The following is a 22,597-nucleotide window of genomic DNA, read 5'->3' on the forward strand; positions in this document are numbered from 1 at the left end:
CAGACACGCGCGCTCGCGGGAGAGGGCGTAGGGCTAGTCGGCGGCCATGGCCTCGCGCAGTGTGCGCGGCCGCAGGTCGGTCCAGTTCTCCTCGACGAAGGCCACACAGTCGGCGCGTGTGCTCTCCCCGAACACCACCCGCCAGCCCGCGGGCACGTCGGCGAACGTCGGCCAGAGGCTGTGCTGGTCCTCGTCGTTCACCAGGACGAAGAAGGTGCCGTCCTCGTCATCGAACGGATTGTTGCTCATCGAGTCTCCTCATCGGATCGTGGGTCAGGTCGGCGCCCAGCACCCGGTCCGACAACAGCCCGAGGCAGGACAGGTTGGGGAACCCGGGACCTTGGGTGAGTCCGGACAGGCCGGGCAGGAACAACTTCGGGTGCACGCCAGTGACGGCCAGGTCGTCGCCGATGGACTCCTGCAGCGACTCACTGGTCATCGGCCCGCCCATGCCGAGTTCCAACACGTCCAGCGCGTCCTGGGTGAACAGCGGCACGAACCACAGCGCGTCCGCGCCGGACCCGTCGATCACCAGATCGAAGCCGTGCACGGTCTCGACGGCCTCCCCTCCGGTGTTCGTGCTGAGCGTCAATCTGATTCGTCCGTCACGCGCGACGGCGTGCGCGACGCGGCCACGCAGGTGCCGGATGCGGTCATCGGCGAGCAGAGCGTCCTGAACGCGTGCCGAGAAGACGCCGCGATCCGTGCGGGCCAGGGCGTCGCGACGCTCGGCCAAGGTCAGTCCGGTCCACCCCGTCGGATCGGAGAACAGCGCGTTCTCGAAGAAACTCTCGCCGCGGGTGAACAACGTGACCGACGGCGAGATCACCGTGATGGTCGAAACACGGTGGCCGAAAAGCTCATTGAGCATCGACGCGGCGGTCTCGCCACCACCGATCACCGCGACGCGCTCGGCGGAGATACGTTCGTGCTGCGCCGCGTGGTGCCAGAACTGGGCGATCGACATGACGCGCGGATTACCCGGCAGCACCGACCGTTCGGCCTGTCCCGGACCGGTGACCATGACCCCGTCGGCGTACACCGTGTCCTCGGCGGTGTGCAGCGCCCAGCGCTGGTTGCCCGCGTCCTCGTGCACCGAGATCCGCTCGACCTCACCGTTGACCACGGTCATGCCGACGTCATCGGCCACCCACCGCAGGTACTGGCTCCACCGCCGATGCGTCGGCGCGGGTCGGCCACGGTCGATCCACTCGGCGAAACCACCCGTCGCCACCAGGTATGCCTGCCAGCTGTGCCGTGTCATCCGCTCGTCGAGTTCGGCGTTGCGGCGGGGCACCAACGACGACCGGTACGGGAAGCCCACGTCCTTCTCGGGGCCGGTGCCCAGGCGGTGATTACCGTCGGTCCAGCCTCCGCCAGACTGCCAGTTGGCGGCCACACCGGCGCGCTCGACGGCGACGACGTCCGGTGCGGGCACGCCCATCGCCCGCAGTTCGGCGGCCTTGGCGGCGACTGCGACGGCCTTGGCCCCCGCACCGATGACAGCCAGTTTCGGAGTTGTAGGACTCACTCGATTACCTCTCGCAGAGCGTCCATCCACATCGCCTGCAGGGTGGCGACATCGGAGGTGGACAGGATTTCGGGAAGGGTGCGCCACTGGGTGCCGAGAACCGCCGACCCATTGCGGTCGATCACGGCCGCCATGATCGTCAGTTCGTGTCGCACCGCGGCGTTGGGCTCGGGAAGCGTCGACACGTCGCTCAACAGTGAGCGGTCCTGCCGCAGCGCCCCACCGTCGGTGGCGAGCTGCATGCGACCCAGGTAATTCAGCAGAATCTGCGGATCGCGATGCGCGCCAAGTCGTTCGGCGGTATCGGCGCGCAGGTAACGCAGCAGCCCGTAGTCGATGCCGTCGCCGGGTATCGCCGCGAACGCCTCTGCCACCCCGCGGGCGTCGGTCGCGCCGAGCCGCAGCGGGTAGATCGCACTGAGCAGGCCGACGGTATCGCCGGTGTCGATCTGACGGGCATCCTCGCCCAGCCCAGCCGACACGGCCAGGTCGGCGCGGCCGTGCGTCTCCAATGCCAGTAGCGGCGATGGTGTCGCCTGGCCACGATGACGACGCCACGCGGTCAGCGTGCGTGCCGTCGTCGCGGCCAGCACCTCCGTCACGGGGATCGGGCCGGTGAGCACGCGCGCTGTCACCTCGGGATCGGCGAACGCCATCTCGACCATCACATCGCCCATGCAGTCGTTGCCCGGCGATATCCGCCGCGCCCCCAGAAGGGGGTCGTCACCGTCGAACTGCGCCGCCCAGAAGTCGCACGTGTCGAGCGTGCGTGCGCGCTCGGCCAGAAGCCCCGACCACTGACGCAGCGACGTGTGCTCCCGTGCTGGCGCCGGACTGGTGCCGGATGCCAGCGCGTGCCAGCCCGCCTCGAGTTCGCCGAGCACGATCCGCCACGACGCCGGATCCATCGCCAGCACGTGCACGGTGAGGACCAGCACGCTCGGCCCGCCGTCACCGTCGTGTAACCACACCGCGTCCAGCATCGAACCCGCGTCGGGATTCAGGCGTTCCACCGACTCCGCGGCGTGCTCGGAGACTGCTCCGATCAGGTCACCGGCCACGATCGCCTCGGACAGCACGGCCTCGTTGACGTGGCCAACCAGTGTCATGGTGTCGCGGTCCAGCCGACTGCGCAGCACCTCGTGCCCGTCGATCACGTTGCGCAACAGCGCCTCAAGCTGGACGCGGGTGATGCCGTCGGGGAGACGGAGCGCCTCGGTCTGTGCGAGCCGGCGCGGGTCACCGCACTGGTAGAGCCAGTGCCCGTTGGGCAGCAGCGGGATCGGATCCGACCCCTCGTCGTAGTCTGCGTCCACGCCGTCGTCGGAGTCGATCGCCGCGGCCAGTTCGCGGACTGTCGAGCAGTCCAACATCAGCCGTGCCCGCAACGCGATACCGCGTCGCCGCACGGCCTGCACGACCGACAGCGCCACGATGCTGTCCAGACCGAGATCGAGGAAGTCTGCCGTGACGTCAATCTGCGTGGCCTCGAGCATTTCGGCGAACACCTGCGCGAGCACGGTCTCGGTGTCGGTGGCCGGGGCCTCGAACTGCTCGGAGCGCCGGTCGGCGTCAAGCGCCGCCAGCGACGCGTCGTCGACCTTCCCATGTCTGGTCAGGGGTATCTCGTCGACGACGACAATGTGGTGGGGCACCAGGTATCTCGGCAACGTGGTGACCAGCAGCCTGCGCAGGTCGGGCACCGGGGCGCTGGTCGCAACGTAGGCCACCAGGCGGGGGCCGCTGCGGTGGCGGCGCACCGCCACGTGGGCGTGACGCACATCGGGGTGACCGGACAGCGCGGCGACGACTTCGCCCGGTTCCACCCGGAATCCGCGGATCTTGACCTGGTCGTCGCTGCGACCCAGGAACTGGATTGCAGCGTCCGGCGGGCAGGAGCGCAGCGACCCGGGGTTCGACACAGGCTTGCGGCGGACCACGTCGCCGGTGCGGTACATCCGCGCGCCTGGGGTGAACGGATCGGCGACGAACCTGCCCGCGCTCTCGCCGGCACGACCGAGGTAGCCGCGTGTGAGTTGGCCTCCGGCCAGGTACAACTCGCCTGCCACACCGTCGGGTACGGGCCGCAACCAGGAGTCCAGCACGTAGGCCACGGTCGAGTCGGTTGTCGTGCCGATACACGGTTCGTCGTAGTTGGTGATCGCGGCGACGACGGCCTCGACCGTCGTCTCGGTCGGCCCGTAGCAGTTGTGCGCGGCCATGCCGGTGCGCCCGCACTCCGCTCGAATGGCCTGCCACAGCCCGGTGTCGATGGCCTCTCCCCCGAGCGCCAGCACCGCCAGGGGCACCCTGCTCAACAAACCCGCCGCCTGTAACTGACCGAACATCGACGGTGTGGTGTCGATCAGATCGATTCCGTGCCGGTCGATCACCTCGACCAACGCCTCGGCGTCGCGCTGCACGGCGTCGCCGACAATGTGCACGGTATGCCCGTCGAGCAGGGCGGCCAACGGCTGCCACGCCGCGTCGAAGGTGAACGACCACGCATGCGCGATGCGCAGCGGACGGTTCAGACGCTCGGCCGCGGGACGCAGGACGTTGCGCACGTGATCGGTCGCGTAGGACAGCAGCGCTCGGTGAGTTCCGATGACCCCCTTGGGCTTTCCCGTCGTCCCTGAGGTGAACACCACGTAGGCGCCCTGGCCCGGACGGATGTCGGCAGCCCGGTAGTTGGCGCCTGCCACGCGCGGTGCGGCGGCCAGCACTGCGTCATCGACGATGAGCGACGTACTTGTCTGGCCCACGATCTCGTCGATGCGGTCCTCGGGCATCGAGGGGTCCAGCGGAACGATCAGCCCACCTGCCTTGAGCACGGCCAGCATCGCGATCACGTAGTCCGGGCCACGGCGCAGCAGAATCGGCACCGGGGTCTCGGCGCGCACCCCGCGTCGGACGAGTTCATCGGCCAGTCCGTCGGCGACCTCGTCGAGGTCACGGTAGGTGAGTTCACCGCCGTCCCAACTCAGTGCAGCCGAATCCGGGCGCTGCGCGGCGATCTCGGCGAAGGCGGTGTGGAAGCCACCCGTGGGTTCGGTGCCGTCGACGGGCGCCGGCGGTGAGACCTCGCCATCGAGAGTCACGGCGACATCGCGCAGCGGCCGGTCCCACAACCGCAGGAGGCGTTGAACAACCGTGAGCACCCGTCGGCCGAGCGCCTCGGCGTCGAGCGCTCCGAGCGCACCGTCGAGGGTCTCGACGAGCACCGTCAGCCGCCCATGCGTCGGATGTGCGGCGATGGTGACCGGGAAGTGCGACAGGCTCTCCAGGGCGGCCGGGCGCAGTACCGCACCGTCGAGCGGGAATTCGTCGCTGCCGACCAGCCCGCCCGGCGGGAAGTTCTCGTACACCAGCAGCGAGTCGTACATCTCGCCGAGGCCACCGAGTGCCCGGATCTCGGAGTGGCTCAGGTAGCTGTGGTCGCGCAGCTCGGCGGCTTCGCGTTGCAGTGCCAGACACTGCTGCCCCACCCGCCCGGTGGCGTCGAGGCGGATGCGCAGCGGCACCGTGTTGATGAACAGCCCGACCATCGTCTCGACACCGGACAGCTCGTCCGGTCGACCCGACACGGTGACTCCGTACACCACGTCGGTACGGTCCGTGAACGCCGAAAGTATTGCCGCCCAGGCCATCTGGAACAGCGTGTTCACGGTGACACCACGCAGCCGCGCGGCGTCCACTAGCTCGGCGGTGGCCGCCTCGTCGAGCATGACCTCGGCGCGCTGCGGCAGCCCCGGCGCGGCCTCACGACCGGTCAGAGCCGGTGAGAGCAGCGTCGGCCCGTCGAGTCCGTCCAGGTGTGTCCGCCAGCGCACGCGGCTGGTCTCCGGGTCGCGGCCCGCCAGCCAGCCGATGTAGTCGCGGTAGGGCCGCGGCACCGACGGCAGCGCGTCGACGTCGCCGCCGGCGCAGTACAGCGTGATCAGTTCGCCGACGAACACCGGCAATGACCACCCGTCGATGACGATGTGATGGGCGATCACGACGAGCCGCCACTGCGATTGCGGTTTCTCGATGAGCAGGAAGCGGACGACGGGCCCCTTGGCCAGATCGAATCGTCTGCGCCGTTCGTCGGCCTCGATCCCGACGGCCTCCTCCGCGGTCGCCGTCACGTGCCGCCACGGCAGGTCCACGTTCGATGGCACCACGGCCACCGGCCGGCTCAGATTGCCCTGGAAGAAGCTGGCCCGCACATTGGGATGGCGCACCAGCATCGCCTCGGCGCAGCGGCGCAGAAGCCCCACATCGAGCGTGCCCTCGACGTCGGCCGCCATCGCGATGACGTACGGATCGGCAGCGTCGTCGCCATCGGTCAGGCCCGTCAGCGAGTAGAGCCCCTGCTGCAGCGGGCTCAGCGCCATGACGTCCTCGACGGCAGACGGCGTTCCGATCGTCGTCACGTCGTCTCGTCTCGCGTCTCCGACCAGCCGGCGGTCAACGCCGCCAGTTCATCGGCGGTCAAACCGGACGCGGCCATCGGCGCATGGTGGGCGTCGCCACCGGTGGGGGCACCGCCTGCGGCGGCCTTCTCGTCGATCGCGACGGAGAGTTCGGCGATCTCGGGATGCTCGAACACCATTCGTGCCGTCAGCGGAACACCGGCGTCGCGGGCCCGCGCGGCCAGCTGCACGGCCAGGATGCTGTCACCACCCAACGTGAAGAAGTCGTCGTTGCGACCCACTTCGCCGATCCCGAGAACATCGATCAGCACCGCGGCCAGAGCGCGTTCGGTGTCGGTGCGCAGGGGTTCGGTCGGTGCGGTGTTGGTGAACACCGGGCGGGTGAGGGTCCTGCGATCGATGGAGTCGACCACCGTGATGGATGGCGGAACCAGATCCTCGGGCAGTGCCGCAGCCACCTGCTCGGCGAACCGGATACGTTCGGCGGCGTCCTCGATAGGCGCCTCGGGCACGACATAACCGGCCAGCTGCGTCCCGACACGACCGGGCCACGCCCTGGTGGCCGCCGACGCGACACCCTCGACTGCCTCCAACGCGGCCTGGACGCGGTGATCACCCGCGTCGACGACCTCGAGCCTGCCGTCAGCTGTCCACCGCGCCCGATCGCCGGTGCGGTACAGGCTGGTGCCCGTCGTGAACGGGTTGCCCACGAACCGGATCGCGCCTGCGACATTGGCATTCGCCGCCGCGTCGTCTACGGCGCCTCCTGCGTAGTGGACATCGCCGATGACACCGACTGCGGTCGGTTCGAGCCACTCGTCGAGTACGTAGACAGCGGTTGCGCCCGCGGTCTGCGGCAGCGCCTCCGGCGGTACCGCGGAGGCGCTCCAGTCCTCGACGATGCGGCGGCGTTCGCCCGGCTCGATGACCGTGATGTCGCGCAGCGTCTGATCCGCGTTATCGGCGAACGCGGCGATCACGCGATGCAGCCACGAGACGAGGCGTTCCGCGGTGGCACGCTCATACAGCTCGGTGCGGTAGATGACGGTGCCCTTGTACCCCGCGTCGGGCTCGGCGAAGAAGTTCAGCGACAGGTCGGCATGGGCGACGTCGAACGTCGGCTCCAGTGCGGTGAAACGGGTCTCACCGTCGGGGCCGGAATCGATGACCCGATCGGCAGGCAGATCCTCGCGGACGTGCACCACGACGCCGAACAGCGGGTTGCGTGACAGCGACCGCACCGGGCTGACCGCGTCCACGACGCGATCGAACGGCAGGTCTTGATGCTTGTACGCGTCGAGCGCCATCTCACGGGCGCGACGCAGCACCTCACGCAGTGTGGGGTTTCCGGCGAGGTCGTTACGCAGCACAACGATGTTGATGAAGAAGCCGATCAACGCTTCCAGCTGCGGTTCGGTGCGCCCCGCGACCGGTGTGCCCAACGGGATGTCGACGCCCTCCCCCGCGGCATGGAGCGCAACGGCCACGGCCGCCTGCAGCAGCATGAACTCGGTGACGCCGAGTTCTCGGGTGAGCTCGGTCAGCCTGGCGCGTGTCTCGCCGTCGATGCTGAAGCCCAGTGCGTCGCCGCCACCGGATGGCACCGGCGGGCGCGGGAAGTCCGGACGCAGCCCGTTCTCCTCGGGCAGCCCGGCCAGCTGTCGGGTCCAGTACTCCCGTTGCGCGACAACCGCTTCACCCTCGTCGGCGAGCAGCCCGGCCTGCCAGGACGCGAAGTCCGCGTACTGCACATCCAGGTCGGGGAGCTCGACTTCCTGGCCCGCGCGTCGGGCGCGGTAGGAGGTGAGGATGTCGGTGAACAGCACGCCCGCCGACCAGTGGTCGGCGGCGATGTGGTGTACGACGATCGACAGCACATGGTCGGACGGCGTGGACAGCACCGCGGCGCGGATGGGCCAGTCGCTCTCCAGCTCGAAGCAGTACTTGCGCTCGGCGTCGAGTTCGCGCTGCAGCCACTGTTCGTCGGCACCGCGTGCTCGCCGCACCGTCAGTGGCGCGACGGGGTTGATCAACTGGTAGGGCGCACCGTCGATCTCGGTGTAGGTGGTCCGCAGGATCTCGTGGCGTGCGACGACGTCGTTGATCGCCGCGACCAGCGCCTCGGCGTCACTGGGTCCGGTCACCCTGGCGGCGAACGGGATGTTGTTGACGGGGTTCGGTCCGTCGATGCGGAACTGGAACCACTGCCGCAGCTGTGCGGCCGACATCTGCAGCGGCCCCTCGTGCGGGATGGCCACGATCGGGGGCCGCCCTGACGTCCCGCCCGATGCGATGAGATCGTCGACGTGGGCGGCCATCGCCGCGACCGTGGCGAGTTCGAAGACGTCCTGTACACCGATGTCGACGCCGCAGCGCGAACGCACCGCCGCCACCAGCTTGGTGGCCAGCAGCGAGTGTCCACCGAGTTCGAAGAACGAGTCGTCGGCGCCCACCTGATCGCGGTCCAGCAGCTCGCCGAAAAGCGTCGCCAGCTGACGCTCGGTGTCGTTGGCGGGCTCGCGGAACTCCGTCGCCGAGCGGATCTCGGGCTCCGGCAGCGCTTTCCGGTCGATCTTGCCGTGCGCGGTGATCGGGATCTCGTCGATCGCCACGTACGCGGCGGGGATCATGTACTCGGGCAGCGCAGCCGCAACCCGCGCCCGGATGCGGTCGATCTCCACGACCTCGGCATCGGCGGCTGGGGTGATGTAGGCGACCAGGCTCTTGCCCAGCGTCGGCAGATCGCTGACCACGACCACGGCCTGACCGACCGAGGGGTCCACCGAGATGGCGGCGGAGACCTCGCCGAGTTCGATGCGGAATCCGCGTACCTTGACCTGTTCGTCGGCGCGGCCGACGAACTCGACGTCACCGTCGGCATTGCGGCGCGCGAGGTCACCCGACCGGTACATCCGTCCACCCGGGTTGAACGGATCGGCGACGAAGCGCTCGGCTGTGAGGCCGGCCCTGTCGTGGTAGCGGGCGACATGGCTTCCGCCGATGTAGATCTCACCGATCACCCCGACCGGAACCGGTGCCAGCGCCTCGTCGAGGAGGTGGATGGTGGTGTTGATCTTCGGGGTGCCGATCGGCACGATCCGGGCGCCCTGCTTGCCCTCGACCTTGAACCGGGTGCAGTTGAGCACCGTCTCGGTGGGCCCGTAGAAGTTGTGCAGCAGCGAGTCGAACGTGGCGTGGAACTTGTCGGCGATCTCGCCCGGCAGGGCCTCGCCGCCGATCGGCACACGCTGCAGGGTGCGCCACTCGTTCACCCCGGGTAGCGACAGGAACAGGCCAAGCAGCGACGGGACGAAGTGCATCGACGTGATGCCCTCGTTGCGCAGCAGATCGGTCAGGTAGCCGATGTCGCCCAGTCCACCCGGCCGTGGAATCACCAGGCGGGCACCGGCGGCGAGCATGCCGAAGATCTCACCGATCGACACGTCGAAGCTCTGCGAGGCGACCTGCAGAAGGCGATCGTCCTGGGACACCTCGTATTCGGCGCCGAACCACACGAAGTACTCCGCGATGGGGCGGTGCGAGACCGGCACCCCCTTGGGCAGGCCGGTGGAGCCCGACGTGTAGATCAGATAAGCGGTGTTCTCGGGCCGCAGTGGTCGGACGCGGTCGGCGTCAGTCGGGTCCGCCGCCGAGTAGTCGTCGAGTCCGGTGACGGGCTCGCGCAGCACCACCTTGGGGTCGGAATCGGCGAGGATGTAGGTCAGCCGATCCTCGGGGTAGGTCGGGTCCACCGGCAGGTACACCGCGCCAGCCTTGACGATCGCCAGTGCGGTGATGACGAGTTCCGGGGACTTGTCGAGCAACACGGCGACACGGTCCTCGGTGCCGATGCCCTGGCTGATCAGCCAGTGCGCCAACCGGTTCGCGGATTCGTTGATCTCGCGGTAGGTGTAATGGCGTCCCTCGTAGACGACGGCGATGTTGTCGGGGGTGCTGGCCGCCTGCTCACCGACCAGTTCGGTAAGCGTCCTGGCCGGGGTCTCGAAGACCTCACCACGCGACACCGAGTCCATCCACGCCGCGTCCTCGGCGGTGAACAGCGGAAGCCGGGACAGCGGAAGGTTTGGATCCGCCAGCGCAGCCTCGAGGAGCACGACGAAGTGATTGAGCATCTGGCGAGCCAGGCCGGCGTCGATGATCTCGGTCAGATGCTCGGCCTCGACAACGGCTCCCGCCGCGTCGATCTCGATCATGAAGCCCAGCGGCAACTGTGTGGTGTGACCGCGAAGTTCAGCGCGGGCACTGAGCACGCCGTCTGGGCTGAATCCGCCGCCGTCGGGTTCGCGGAAGCCGAAGCTGACCCGCGTCATGCGCTCTGCGCCGTGGCGGCGATCGGGGTTCAGCTCACGCACCACCCGGTCCAGGTTGACGCGCTGGTGTGCGAACGCGCCGAGCGCGGTGTCGCGGGCCGCGGTGACGAGATCGCGGAATCCCACCGACCCCTGCGGGCGCAACCGCATGGCCACTGTGTTGCCGTAGTAGCCGATGGTCTCGTCGGACTCGCGGTTCAGGACCGGTGAGGCCACCAGGAAGTCGTCGGCGTGGGTGTAGCGGTTGATGAGCGCGCCGAAGGCGGCCAGCAGCACCATGTAGGGCGTGGACCCGGTGTCGCGTGCCAGCGCCGACACCCTCTCGACGGTGTCGGTGGACAACCGGATTGTGCTGCGCTGCGAACGGAAGCCGGTGGGTATCGCGGATCCTGTGGGACCCGGAAGCTCAAGCGGCTCCGGTGGATTCGCCATCACCCCACGCCAGTACCGCAGGTCCTCGGCGGTGGTGTCGGCCGGCGGGGCGGCGGGCCGCGGTGTCGGCGCCAGTTCGGCACCGGAGTAGGCCTGCGTGAGGTCGCCGAAGAACACCCGCCACGAGCCGTCGTCCCAGGCGATGTGATGCGCCACCAACAGCATCACGTGTTCGGCCGGGCCGGTCTTGATCAGGGTGATGCGCAGCGGCGAATCGGTGCGCAGATCGAAGGGCTTGCCGAACTCGCGCTGCGCGAGCACCTCAAGCCGAAGTTTGCGCGCCCGTTCCGAGGACTCGGACAGATCGTGCACCGTCCACCCGGGAGTCAGGTCCTCGTGCACGCTCGCCTGCGGCTCGCCGTTCTCGTCGGCGGCATAGGTGGTCCGCAGAATCGGATGGCGCTGTGCGGTGGCGGCCAGCGCGGTGTGCAGGCGGTCGGCGTCGACGATGCCGGTGAGCCGGTAGGACAGGCAGATGTTGAGCAGCACGCCACTGGGGTCCACTGCCTGCACGAACCACATCCGGCGCTGCCCGTCAGACAACGCGTTCGGATCGACCTCGGCGTTGGAGTCGGGGTCGGCGGCCGTCGAGGACAGCCCCCGTTCGGCGAGCTTGCGCTTCATCAGCTCGAGGCGGGACTCCTTGGCGGTCTGCTCCGCTCCCGCCGTCTTGTCGGTGCGGGTGCCGTCTGCAATGTCAGTCACGCGAAAGTGCTTTCTTCTCGGGTCGTTCGAGGTGCTCGATCAACTCGGTGGCCGTGGCTCCGCCGAGAATTCTGGCCAGGGGAACGTTGTGCCCGGTGGCCTTCTTGAGCTTCTTGCGGAGGTCGATCGCCAGAAGTGAATCGACCCCCAGGTCCAGCAATGAGGTATCCAGGTCCAGCCCAGTGGTGTCGGCCAGCTTCAGCACCGCCCCCAGGGCGGCGCGGATGATGCCCACGGTGTCCAGACCGCTGGTGTCCAGATCGGCCGCGCCCGGCGCGTCCGCGAGTCCGTCCGTCTCCGCTTCGGCGCTAAGGAATGCCCGCAGACGGTCCGGATCCGCCGAGAACACCAGCGGATCCGCGCTGTGATCGCGCAGGCTCTCCTCGACGGCCCGTTCGGGCTGCATCGCCCGCAGACCCGATCGCTCGACGCGGGCGATCTCGTCGGCATCGATGACGCCGGTGCCCTGCCACAGACCCCAGCGCACGGAGGTGCACTGTCTCCCCCGGTCGCGCATCTGTCCGGCGATGACGTCCAGCAGCCGGTTGGCTGCCGAGTAGGCGGCGTGCCCACGCCCGCCCCACAGCCCGGACACCGATGAGCACAACAGGATTCGGGCATCGGTCCGCATCGGCCACGTGTTCTCGAGCAGACCAAGACCGACGACCTTGGCGGCGAACGTGTGGTGGGCCGATTCCGGGGTCAGCTCGCGGTGGGCTGCGATGGTGGCCGCGCCCGCGGCGTGAATGACCAGTGATGCACCGTCTCCGCCGTACTCAGCGGCGATGGCCGACAGCGCGGCGGCGTCGGTGATATCGCAGCGGGGAGCGACTATCTCGGTGCCGTACCTCTCGGCAAGCCGGGTCAGTGCGGTGATATCGGCGCCGCCGCGGCTCAGCAGCACGATCCTGCGGGCGCCACGCTCGGCGAGCCAGCGCGCATAGTGCAGGCCGATCGCTCCGCCACCGCCGGTGATCACGACGTCGTCGAACACGCCGCTCTCTATCGACCATGGCGCCGCCCGTGTCGTCTCATCGCGCGTCGAGCGCCCGTATGCCCTCAGACCGGAGGCACTGGCTCGCAGGGCCACCGTGTCCACATCGCCCAGTAGCGCGCCGATGACCGCGGGCGTGGCCGCAGAGGGCAGGTCAGTGGGTAGGTCCAGGTGTCGGAATCGCTGGTCGGGGTACTCCAGGCCGACGCTGCGGTGCATGGCCGCCAGCGCCGCGGGACCCGGTCGCGGGCCTGCGGCCGCCGGGTCGACGCGTTCAGCACCGGACGTCACCAGCCACACGTCGCGACAGGTCGCGGTGATGGCGTCGACGTAACCGAACAGTCCGTCGCCGATTCGGCGGCTCAGCTCGGCAGCGGCCTCGTCAGCGTCGCCGTCGACATCGGGTGCCACCACGATGAGCAGATCGGCGTCGGCCGCAGCCACCAGCTCGAGCGCCTCGTGTCCTTCTGCGGCGGCGCGCAGCCATGCGCCGACGCGTCCCTGCGCACCGCTTTCGAGGATGGCGGCGCGCCGGACGTCCGTCGCGGGCGTCGATGCCGCGAGCGCCTCCCAGTGCTCGACCGCGACGGTCAGGCCGGGGATCGGTGGTAGCGGTTCCGCTGTCGCCCAGTGATGTTCGCGCCGCATCGGTGCGTACGGGAAGTCGGCCAGCGGTCGGCGAGTTCCGTCGGCCTGGTCTGCCCAGCGATGCCCCGGCTCGGCCAGCGATGCCGCGACGATGCTGGCCGCCAACTGATCCACGATCGGTTCGTCGCGTCTGCCCGAGCCCAGCAGGACCGTCGCGCCGTCGGCCAGATCGGGCAGGTCGTCGAGCACCGCCCCCATGGCGAACAGCAGAGCGGGGTGCGCCGACATCTCGATGAAGGTCCGCGCACCGTGCGAGACGGCCGCGGCAACGGCCCTGTCGAATCGGACTGTGGAGCGCAGGTTGGTGTACCAGTAGTCGGCGAAGGGCGTGTTCGGCGCCACCACGTCGGCGGTGGCCGAGCCGATGAACTGAATCGGCGTATCGGTGAATTCCGCTGCGGGAAGCAGTGCTTCGAGTTCGGCGCGCAGCGGATCCAGGGCTGTGGTGTGCGCGGGGAACCACATCTCGATCTCCTTGGCGAACGCGCCGCTCTCGGCGACGGTCCGCACGGCGGCCGCGACGGCGTCGCAGTCACCGGACACCGCGACCGACGAGTTCGAGTTCACGACCGACAGTTCCAGCCAGCCGGGGGTCTGCTCGATCACCGCCTGCGCCTCGTCGGGGGTGACGCCGAGCACCGCCACCCGGTAGGGACCGGTGAGACGGTCCAGCAGCGTCGCACGCGCGATGACCACGCCGACGGCGTCCGACAACGTGATGGTTCCCGCGACGTACGCGGCACCGATCTCGCCGAGGCTGTGCCCGACGGTGATGTCGGGCAGCACGCCGCAGGAGCGCCACACGGCGGCCAGTGCGACGCCGTGCACGAACTGGGCACCCTGGGTTGCCACCTGTGTGAACTCGGCGGTCGGGTCGGCGGCGAGCAGGTAGGACAGCGGCGACACCGCTCCCGCCGCCTCGAAGGCCGCGGCGCACTTGTCGGCCTCCGCGCGGTAGACGGGAAGACGGTGATAGGCATCCACACCCATCGATGGCCACTGGCTGCCCTGCCCGGGGAAGACGAAGGCCACCCTCGGCACCGAGCCCGCGGCGCTGCTCGTGGAGCGCGTGAGCAGCGGGTGTTCATCGCCCGAGGCGAGTGCGCTCAGCCCCGCTCGCAGCTCACCGATGTCGGCGGCCCGCAGTACGGCGCGGTGCCGCCGGGTCCGACGTGTGCGCAACAGGGTCGCGGCCACATCGTCGACGTCGGTCACGGCGGGTCGCGCGTCGAGGTAGGTCAGGATCGCGGCGGCGTCACCGCCGATGAGGTCATCGGCGTGGGCGCTCAGCAGCACCGGGGTACGGCCGTCGGGCAGCGGGTTGGCGACCATCAGGCGACCAGCCCATCGGTGTCGCGGGCGGGATCCTCAGGCATCGACACGACGACGTGGGCATTGGTTCCGCTCATGCCGAAAGCCGACACCGCGGCGATCCGCCGGCCGTTGACGGCGGGCCAGGGGGTCTGCTTGTTGGCCAGCCTCAGACCCTGTGCATCCCAGTCGATCTCGCGACTAACCTCGTCGACGTGGAGGCTGGCGGGAACCGCGCCGTGCTGGGCGGCGACGAGGACCTTGGCCAGACCAAGTGCACCGGCCGCGGCTTGCGCGTGGCCGATGTTGGACTTCACCGATCCCAGCAGCGCGCCCGCGCCGGTGGCGGTGGCGCCGTAGGTCTGGGCCAGCGACCGCAGTTCGGTGCGGTCGCCGAGGCGAGTTCCGGTGCCGTGGCCCTCGATCATGCCGACGTCCTCCGGTCGCACGCCTGCGGCCTCGATCGCCTTGGTGAACAGGCGTGTCTGCTGCCTGCCATTCGGGGCGGTCAGCCCGATGGTGCGGCCGTCCTGATTGACGGCCGTCGCGCGGACCTCGGCGAGGACGCGTCGACCGTCGGCCAGGGCCCGGGACTTGCGCTGCAGCAGGAAGATCGCGGCGCCCTCGGCCCACACCGTTCCACTCGCCAGCGCGCTGTACGGACGGCAGTGCCCGTCGTCGGACAGCGCATGTTGCTTCGAGAACTCGACGAAGTAGCCGGGGGTGCCCATCACGCACACGCCACCGGCCAACGCCATATCGCAGTCGTCTGCGCGCACCGCCTGTACCGCGGTGTGGAAGGCGGTCAGCGCCGACGAGCACGACGTGTCCACAGTCAGAGCCGGGCCTGCGAGGTCAAGGGTGTAGGCGATGCGTCCGGAGATGACGCCGAGCGATGTCCCGGTGATGAGATGGCCGCTGTGGTTGGAGAACTCGGACAGCTCGGGTCCATACTCGAGGCCCGACGCTCCGATGTAGCAGCCGACGTCGTGGCCTGCCACGTCATCGGGGTTGATACCGCTGTTCTCCAGCGCGCGCCACGCCAGGCGCAGTGCGACTCGCTGCTGCGGGTCCATCGCGACGGCCTCGCGTGGCGAGACCCCGAAGAACGCGGGGTCGAACGTCGCCGCGTCCGACAGGAAGCCCCCGAGATCGTGGATCGCCTTGAAGCCGTCCCGGCGCGAGCCGTCGAACAGGTCCCTGATCGCCCAGCCGCGGTCGGTCGGGAAGTGCCCCAACCCCTCTCGCTGCTCGGACAGCAGTGACCAGTAGGCGTCGGCGGTGTCGATCCCGCCGGGGGCCTCGAGCGCCATCCCGACGATGACGACTGGATCCTGCCCGGTGAGCTGGCTAGAGCTCATTGATCAGCTCCGCGACGTCCGCGGTGTGCTCGTTGACGTAGAAGTGACCACCGTCGAACATCGACACCGTGAACGCACCGGTGGTGTGAGACTCCCAGCGGCGCAGCATGTTCTCACTGACCCGATGGTCGCGGTCACCGCCGAGGGTGTGGATGTCGGCACCGATGGTCACATCGGTCTCACAGCCGTAGCGGTTGAAAGCGTCGTAGTCGGCGCGCACCGCCATCAGCAGGAGCTCGACGAAGTCGTCGTCGGCGAGCAGTTGGGGGTCGGTGCCTCCGAGGTCCACCATCTCGGCGAGGATCTCGGACTCCGCGGTCGGCAGCGCAGGCGATGCCGCGACCGTCGAGGGTGCCTCGCTGGCCGAGACCCACAGCGAACTCACCTCGACGCCGTGACGCTCAGCCACGCGGGCGAATTCGAAGGCCACCACGGCACCCATGCAGTGCCCGAACAGGCGCAGCGGGCCCAGGCCCGCCCAGTCGCCCGCGTCGAAGAGGTCCGTGGCGAGGTCGCCGACCGTGGCCGGCGCGGGGTGCGTCAGGCGGTCACCGCGCTGGGGGTACTGCATCACGTATGCGTCGGAGCCCGCCGCGGCCAGGGCGGTTCCCAGCGACCGATAGGCCAGTGCGGCGCCGCCGGCGTGCGGAAAGACCAGGGTGGCGCGTGCGTCGCCGCCTGCCGCCGCGGGGTAGCGCTTCACCCACGGCTTGAAGGCGAGCTGCGCCCTGTCCTCGATCATGGCTGCGCCGATGCGCGTTCCAACTCGGACACCACTTCGGCGTTGTCCATGTCAGAGATCTCCAGGTACAGCTCGGCCACCTGCTCCAGCCGGTCGCTGCCCGCCTCACGGTCGGCCAACCGCGCGGCGAGCATCTCGACCGTCCGGGTGGCGAAGATGTCGGGCACCCCGACCGTCGGCGTGTCCAGCCAGTCCCGCACGCGGGCGACCACGGTGGTCGCGAGGACCGAGTCGCCGCCCAGTGCGAAGAAGTCGTCGTCGACGCTGACGTCCGTGCGCGCGAGCACCTCGCCGACGATGGCGGCCAGCGCCTTCTGCAGGGGTGTGGACGGAGCACGGTAGACCCGCTCGGCTAGGGCACCGGCCTCGGCGAGACGTTGGGCGACGGCCTTGCGGTCGATCTTTCCGCCGACCGTGAACGGGATCCGGTCGGTGGCGACCAGGATCTGCGGAATCATGTGCGCGGGAACGAGTTCGGCCATCGCAGTGGTCACCGACGCGGTGTCGATCGAATCCCCGCCCAGCGTCTCGGCGTCGACCCGGATAAGCGCACCAAGCACCTCGCGGCCACCGTCGACCTGCACGACGCCGGCCACGGCGGCGCCCACACCGTCGACGCGAGCCAACGCGGCCTCGACCTCGCCCAGTTCGATGCGGTACCCGCTGAGCTTGATCCGGTGATCGACACGGCCGACGAACTCGATGGTGCCATCGGGCCAGTAGCGCGCGAGATCACCTGTCCGGTACCACGTCCGCCCGTCGTACTCGACGAACTTCTCCGCCGTCAGATCCGGACGTCCTCGGTACCCCCGGGCGATGCCACGACCTGAGAACCACAGTTCGCCGGGCACCCAGTCCGGGCAGTCCGCGCCGCTGGCACTGACCACGCGGCAGGCGTTGTTCGCGAACGGCACGCCGTAGGGCACCGACGGCCAATGCACCGGGAGCGCCGCATCCAGGTCAGCACCGATCTCGAATAGCGTTCCGTGCACCGCGGTTTCGGTGGCACCGCCCAGACCGGCGAACCGTGCCTGCGGTGCGCACCTGCGCACCGCTCGGGCCAGATCCGGGCGCACCCAGTCACCGCCGGTCAGCACCACCCGCAACGACGAGACCGGCCGCCCGGTGGAGGCTGCCGCCTCGACGAGCATCTCCAGCCAGCCCGGCAGGAAGTTGACGACCGTCACGCCGTGCTCATCGATGAGCCGGGCCCAGGTGTCGGGGTCACGGCGGTGCTCCTCGTCGACCATGACGATCGCTCCGCCGGCACGCAGTGTGCCGAACACGTCGGGCACCGACATGTCTGATTCGAGGTGGGACAGCGCGAGCGCCCGGTCGGCGGAACCGATGTCGAAGTGGCGGTACAGGAATTCGAGGGTGTTCATCACGGCGTCGTGAGTGAGTTCGACACCCTTGGGCGCACCGGTGGAGCCCGACGTGAACAGCACGTACGCCAGTTCCTGCGGGTCGACCGTCGTTGCCTCGAAATGGGCTGGATCACCGATGATCTCGGCGTCGGCGACGGTCAGCGATGGCACTCCGCAGGCGTCGAGCACGTCCGGGGTGTCCGTGCCGCACACCAGGGCGAACTCGACTCCCCCGGTCTCGAGGATGCCGGCGGCCCGGTCTGCGGGCTGGTCGGGCCCGATCGGGAGGTATGCGGCACCGACAGCCAGGATGGCCAGCAGCGCGGGAATCTGCTCGGCGCCCTTGGGCCCCATGATCGCGACGACGTCACGTCGACCGACGCCCCGGGACTGCAGCGCGGCCGCGAGCGAGAGCACCTTGTCCTGCAGCTGCGCATACGTCAGGGTCTCGGCGCTGCCGATGAGCGCCGTGGCCTCCGGTGTCCGTGCGGCGTTGCGGAAGAACCCGTCGTGCAGGGCGTCCCCACTGGGTGCGGCGACGGTCGAGTTGACGGCGTCCCGCACAGCGCGTGCGGTCTCCGACAGTGCGGGCGGGTCGGTGGCCTCCCATGCCGCGTCATCGGTGGCGAGTCGCGTCAACTCGGCGACCTGGTAGGCGAACATCCCCTCGGCCACGCCGGGCGGGAAGGCCTCAACGCGCACGTCCCAGTTGATCATCAGCCCGTTGGCGAGCGGCGTCGCCTGAGCGTCGATGAGCACCTGCGGTCCCTGCGAGATCGTCCACACCGGCTCGCCGAATTGGTCGGTGACATCACCGGCGAACAGATCACCGAGGCCCAGCGCGCTGGTGTAGACGATGGTCGCCAGAGTCTGGGTGCCGCGGTGACGGCTGGTGTCGCGCAACACCGACAGCCCGGACACCGCCGAGTGTCTCGCGGTGGCGTGCAGGGTCTCCTGCACCGACCGGGCTCGCGAGATCGGCGAGTCGGTGTTGGTCAGGTCGATGTCGAGCATGAGCGAGGAAGTGAAGTCGCCGACGAGTTTCTCGACGTCGGCGTGGTACGGCTCGCGGCCGAACATCGGCAGGTTGAGCAGGAACCGCGAGTTGGTGGACCACCGCGCCAGCGCGTTCGCGTACGACGCCGCGACGGCCATCGCCGGGGTGATACCGCGGCGCTGCGCCGCGGCGAACAACGCGTCGCGAGTGGGCACGTCGAACACGTGCCACAGCCTGATGTTTCGCAGCGGGTTGGCCTGCTCGGAACGCGGAACCAGCGGCAGGGCAGGAGGTTCCGCAAGATCGGGGATCCGCTCTGCCCACCACTGCACGTCCTCCTCCGGGGGCGGCGGCGTCGAGGCGGTCAGCTGCGCGCGGTACTCCCGGTAGGTGTAACCGAGCTCGGGCAGTTCGGCGCCGCGGTAGAGGGCGGCCAGGTCACCCATGAAGTTGCGATAGCTCACCGCATCCGCGGCCTGCATGTCCATGTCGACGTGCAGGCGGGTGCGCCCGTCGGGCAAAAGCGACAGGCTCAGTTCCAGCATGTCGACCTCGAGCAGCTGATGCGACTTCGCGTCGCGGGTGATCTCGAGCTGCTCATCGGCGGCCGCGGCGTCCAGCCCACGAAGGTCGTACACGTGCACCGGCAGCTCGCGGTCAGTGATCCGCTGGGTGCCGTCGGGGAGGATCTCGACACGCAACATCGGATGGCGCGCAGCCAGTTTGACCGCCGCGGCGCGCAGTCGATCCGGGTCGACGCCCGCGCCGTCGAACTCGACGTACAGGTGGGCGGCGACACCGCCGAGTTCCTGTTCCCCGTTGCGCCCCAACCACATCGCGTGCTGGATGGGGGCGAGCGAGAACGTTGTGTCGGGGTCGAGGTCGTCGACCACGGAGGCGTCAGCCGCAGCGGCCTCGTCGGCACTGCTGTGCTCGGTGACCAGATCGATCCACGAGGCGACCGTCGGATTTGCTGCGAGTGCCGCGAAACCGACGTTTATGCCCTGCTTGCGCCAGCGACCCGACAGCGACATCATCCGAATGGAATCCAGACCCGAGGCGATGAGATCGGCCTCCGGATCGAGGTCGTGGGCGCTTATGCCGAGCAGTTCAGCGACCTCGTCGCGAACAGTCTGAGCACTTGTCGCACCTGCACGCACTTCTGGACCTCTCCAACATTTAGTAAAGGCTGCCCTAACTTTGAGCAGGCTACCCTATATAGGATCTTGGGAACACATCTACCCAGAGGGGCTGGACTTCACCGATGAGCACCGGATCTCAACGTGGGCAACGTGACCTCGGCCGGGGTTTCGTGCCGTTTCCCGACCACCGCGCCGAGGTGTATCGAAGCGCCGGCTACTGGCGGGGACGGGCCCTGGAGAGCATCCTGCGGGACGCGGCGACCCAGTGGCCGGACAAGCCCGCTGTGATCGATGCCACGGGCAGCCACACGTTTGCCGAACTCGACGCGCTGGCCGATCGAACGGCCGCCGCGCTGGCCGCGCGCGGCATCGCGCCGGGCGACCGCGTGCTCCTGCAGCTGCCAAACACCCGGGAGTTCGCGGTGGCGGCGTTCGCGCTGCTGCGGGCCGGCGTGGTCCCGGTCTTGTGCCTGCCCGGCCACCGCTCGGCGGAGTTGGGCCACTTCGCCGAGGTGAGCGGCGCCGTCGGCCTGGTGATTCCCGACGTGGTGGGCGGCTTCGACTACCGCGAGATGGCCGGTCAGCTCCGGGATGCACACCCCGATCTGCGCCACGTGTTCGTGCACGGTGAGCCCGGCTCCTTCGAATCCTGGTCCGCACTCGCAGATTTCGAGGATCCGGGTCCTCCCGTCTTCACCGTCGACACCAGCGATCCCGCGGTGCTGCTGGTATCGGGCGGCACGACGGGGCTGCCCAAGCTGATCCCCCGCACCCACGACGACTACGTATACAACGCGGTGGCCAGTGCGCAGGCCTGCGAGATGGTCCATGACGACGTCTATCTGGTGGTATTGCCTGCCGGGCACAACTTCCCCTTCGCCTGCCCCGGCCTGCTCGGAGCCATGACCGTCGGAGCGTCCTCGGTGTTCACCGCCGATCCCAGCCCCGAGTCGGCGTTCGCCCTGATCGACAAGCACGGTGTCACCATCACCGGCATGGTCAACGCCCTGGCCAAGCTGTGGACGCAGGCGTGCGACTGGGAGCCCGTGCTGCCGAGCACGCTCCGGCTGGTTCAGGTGGGCGGGTCGCGGCTCTCCCCCGATGAGGCCCGCTACATCTATGACGGCCTGACCACTGGGTTGCAGCAGATCTTCGGCATGGCCGAGGGCATGCTGCAGTTCACCCGGCCCGGCGACCCCGTCGAGGTGGTGGCCAACACCCAGGGCCGGCCGATGTCCCCGCACGACGAGCTGCGCGTGGTCGATGAGTCAGGTGTCGAGGTGGCACCCGGCGAGGAGGGCGAACTGCTGGTCCGCGGGCCCTACACCCTCAACGGGTACTACCGAGCCGACGAGGCGAACGCCCGCTCCTTCTCCCCCGACGGCTTCTACCGCTCCGGCGACCGGGTCCGCATCTTCGCCGACGGTCCGCTGGCCGGCAACATCGAGGTCGTCGGCCGGATCAAGGACGTCATCCACCGCGGCGGTGAGACGGTGTCGGCCACCGACCTCGAGGACCATCTGCTGACCCACCCCGCGATCTACGCGGCCGCCGCAGTCGCACTGCCCGACGACTATCTTGGCGAGAAGATCTGCGCCGCAATCATCTTCAGGGGAACTCAGATATCGCTCGCCGAACTCAACGCCTTCCTCGACGAGCGCGGCGCCTCGGCGCACGCACGGCCCGACGTCCTGGTGCCGATGCCGTCGCTGCCGATGACCGCCGTCGGCAAGGTCGACAAGAAGAGTCTCGTCGCCGCGATTTCGGCGCGCTAACCGTCGCTCAGCGAACGAGAACGCGCCGAAATCGCGGGGTTCAGACGCGCAGGGCCGCCTCGCACAGGCCGTGGGCCCGTTCCACCGCGGCGCGCAGTGCTGCGGGCTCGGCGTCCAGGCCCGCAACCACATCGTCGATCGCGCCGAGCCCCGCGCGCGACAGCAGCGTCTTCTCGTTGGTGATCCACTCCCCTCGCGCCGCGAGCACTGCATGTGCACTCTTCATCGCTGCCTGGATCAGCAATCCGGTGGACTGCGCCACACGTCCCTGCGGCGCACACGCGTCACGTGCATGTCCGAACACCAACTCGGCGTCCGCCCACCAGACGCCAGGCGCGTGCTTCCGCAGTGCGTCGGGATAGGCCGGCTTCTGCAACGGATCGGGGAGTTCGCCGCGCAGCACACGGTTGATGGCGAGTTCGGCGACCACGAGGTACGACGGGATGCCCGCGAGGTGAAACAGCAGGGGCTCGACATGGAACCGGCCGGCCTGCGCCTCGCCCATTTCGTGCTCGACTACGTCGAGGTCGCGGTAGATCACATCGACGGACTGGCCGTCGACCTGAAGCCACGCGCCGCCGTTGAAAATCCCGCCGCCCCAGGCGCCGACGTTGAACACCTCACCCGCCCAGCCGACGGCTCGCAGGTCGTCCGGATCGAAGTTGCCGCGGTAGTACAGGCCGAGGTCCCAGTCGCTGTCGGGCCGATGGGTGCCCTGCGCTCGGGACCCGCCGAGGGCAACCGCCTCCACGCCGGGCAGCCGGAACAGGCGGTCGGCGACGTCAGCGATGAAGTTGTCTGCCATCCGGCGACGATCTCACGGGCATCGCCCTCGGGACCAAC

10 protein-coding genes are annotated in these 22,597 nt (G+C 69.1%); 1 reads left to right on the top strand and 9 read right to left on the bottom strand.

Annotated features, from left to right (window positions below; all coding sequences use genetic code 11):
• Nucleotides 1-33: 33 nt before the first annotated feature.
• Genes ACZY0X_RS27290 through ACZY0X_RS27325 form a run of 8 tightly spaced genes read right to left on the bottom strand, consistent with a single transcriptional unit; the run spans nt 34 to nt 19,997 of the window.
• The gene (locus ACZY0X_RS27290; RefSeq protein WP_241404495.1) at nt 34-249 is read right to left on the bottom strand and encodes an MbtH family protein; all 216 of its coding nucleotides are present in this window, start codon (nt 247-249) and stop codon (nt 34-36) included.
• Nucleotides 227-1,531, bottom strand: coding sequence for an NADPH-dependent L-lysine N(6)-monooxygenase MbtG (gene mbtG, locus ACZY0X_RS27295; protein WP_241404494.1), 1,305 nt, complete (start codon nt 1,529-1,531; stop codon nt 227-229). Before mbtG ends, ACZY0X_RS27290 begins: the two co-directional genes overlap by 23 nt.
• Complete coding sequence (locus ACZY0X_RS27300; RefSeq protein WP_463774878.1) at nt 1,528-5,949, bottom strand: non-ribosomal peptide synthetase; 4,422 nt, start codon at nt 5,947-5,949, stop codon at nt 1,528-1,530. The genes mbtG and ACZY0X_RS27300 overlap by 4 nt, the downstream gene beginning before the upstream one ends.
• Nucleotides 5,946-11,417 carry an amino acid adenylation domain-containing protein gene (locus tag ACZY0X_RS27305; protein WP_463774879.1) on the bottom strand — a complete coding sequence of 1,824 codons (5,472 nt, stop codon included), beginning with the start codon at nt 11,415-11,417 and terminating at the stop codon, nt 5,946-5,948. Before ACZY0X_RS27305 ends, ACZY0X_RS27300 begins: the two co-directional genes overlap by 4 nt.
• Complete coding sequence (gene mbtD, locus ACZY0X_RS27310; protein WP_463774881.1) at nt 11,410-14,391, bottom strand: mycobactin polyketide synthase MbtD; 2,982 nt, start codon at nt 14,389-14,391, stop codon at nt 11,410-11,412. Before mbtD ends, ACZY0X_RS27305 begins: the two co-directional genes overlap by 8 nt.
• On the bottom strand, nt 14,391-15,731 hold the full coding sequence (locus ACZY0X_RS27315) for a beta-ketoacyl [acyl carrier protein] synthase domain-containing protein (protein WP_463774882.1): 1,341 nt from the start codon (nt 15,729-15,731) through the stop codon (nt 14,391-14,393). Before ACZY0X_RS27315 ends, mbtD begins: the two co-directional genes overlap by 1 nt.
• Nucleotides 15,721-16,473 carry a thioesterase II family protein gene (locus ACZY0X_RS27320; protein ID WP_463774883.1) on the bottom strand — a complete coding sequence of 251 codons (753 nt, stop codon included), beginning with the start codon at nt 16,471-16,473 and terminating at the stop codon, nt 15,721-15,723. Before ACZY0X_RS27320 ends, ACZY0X_RS27315 begins: the two co-directional genes overlap by 11 nt.
• On the bottom strand, nt 16,470-19,997 hold the full coding sequence (locus tag ACZY0X_RS27325) for a non-ribosomal peptide synthetase (RefSeq protein WP_463774884.1): 3,528 nt from the start codon (nt 19,995-19,997) through the stop codon (nt 16,470-16,472). Before ACZY0X_RS27325 ends, ACZY0X_RS27320 begins: the two co-directional genes overlap by 4 nt.
• Nucleotides 19,998-20,101: 104 nt before the next feature.
• On the opposite strand from ACZY0X_RS27325, the gene ACZY0X_RS27330 reads away from it, so the two are divergent.
• Nucleotides 20,102-21,754 (top strand): (2,3-dihydroxybenzoyl)adenylate synthase, encoded by a 1,653-nt coding sequence (locus ACZY0X_RS27330; protein ID WP_463774886.1) that lies wholly within the window; start codon nt 20,102-20,104, stop codon nt 21,752-21,754.
• Between the two features lie 40 nt (nt 21,755-21,794).
• On the opposite strand, the gene ACZY0X_RS27335 is transcribed toward ACZY0X_RS27330, so the two are convergent.
• Nucleotides 21,795-22,559 carry a nucleotidyltransferase domain-containing protein gene (locus ACZY0X_RS27335; RefSeq protein WP_463774888.1) on the bottom strand — a complete coding sequence of 255 codons (765 nt, stop codon included), beginning with the start codon at nt 22,557-22,559 and terminating at the stop codon, nt 21,795-21,797.
• Between the last annotated feature and the right edge of the window lie 38 nt (nt 22,560-22,597).

It is taken from the genome of Mycobacterium sp. IDUB_39 (genome assembly GCF_055419205.1).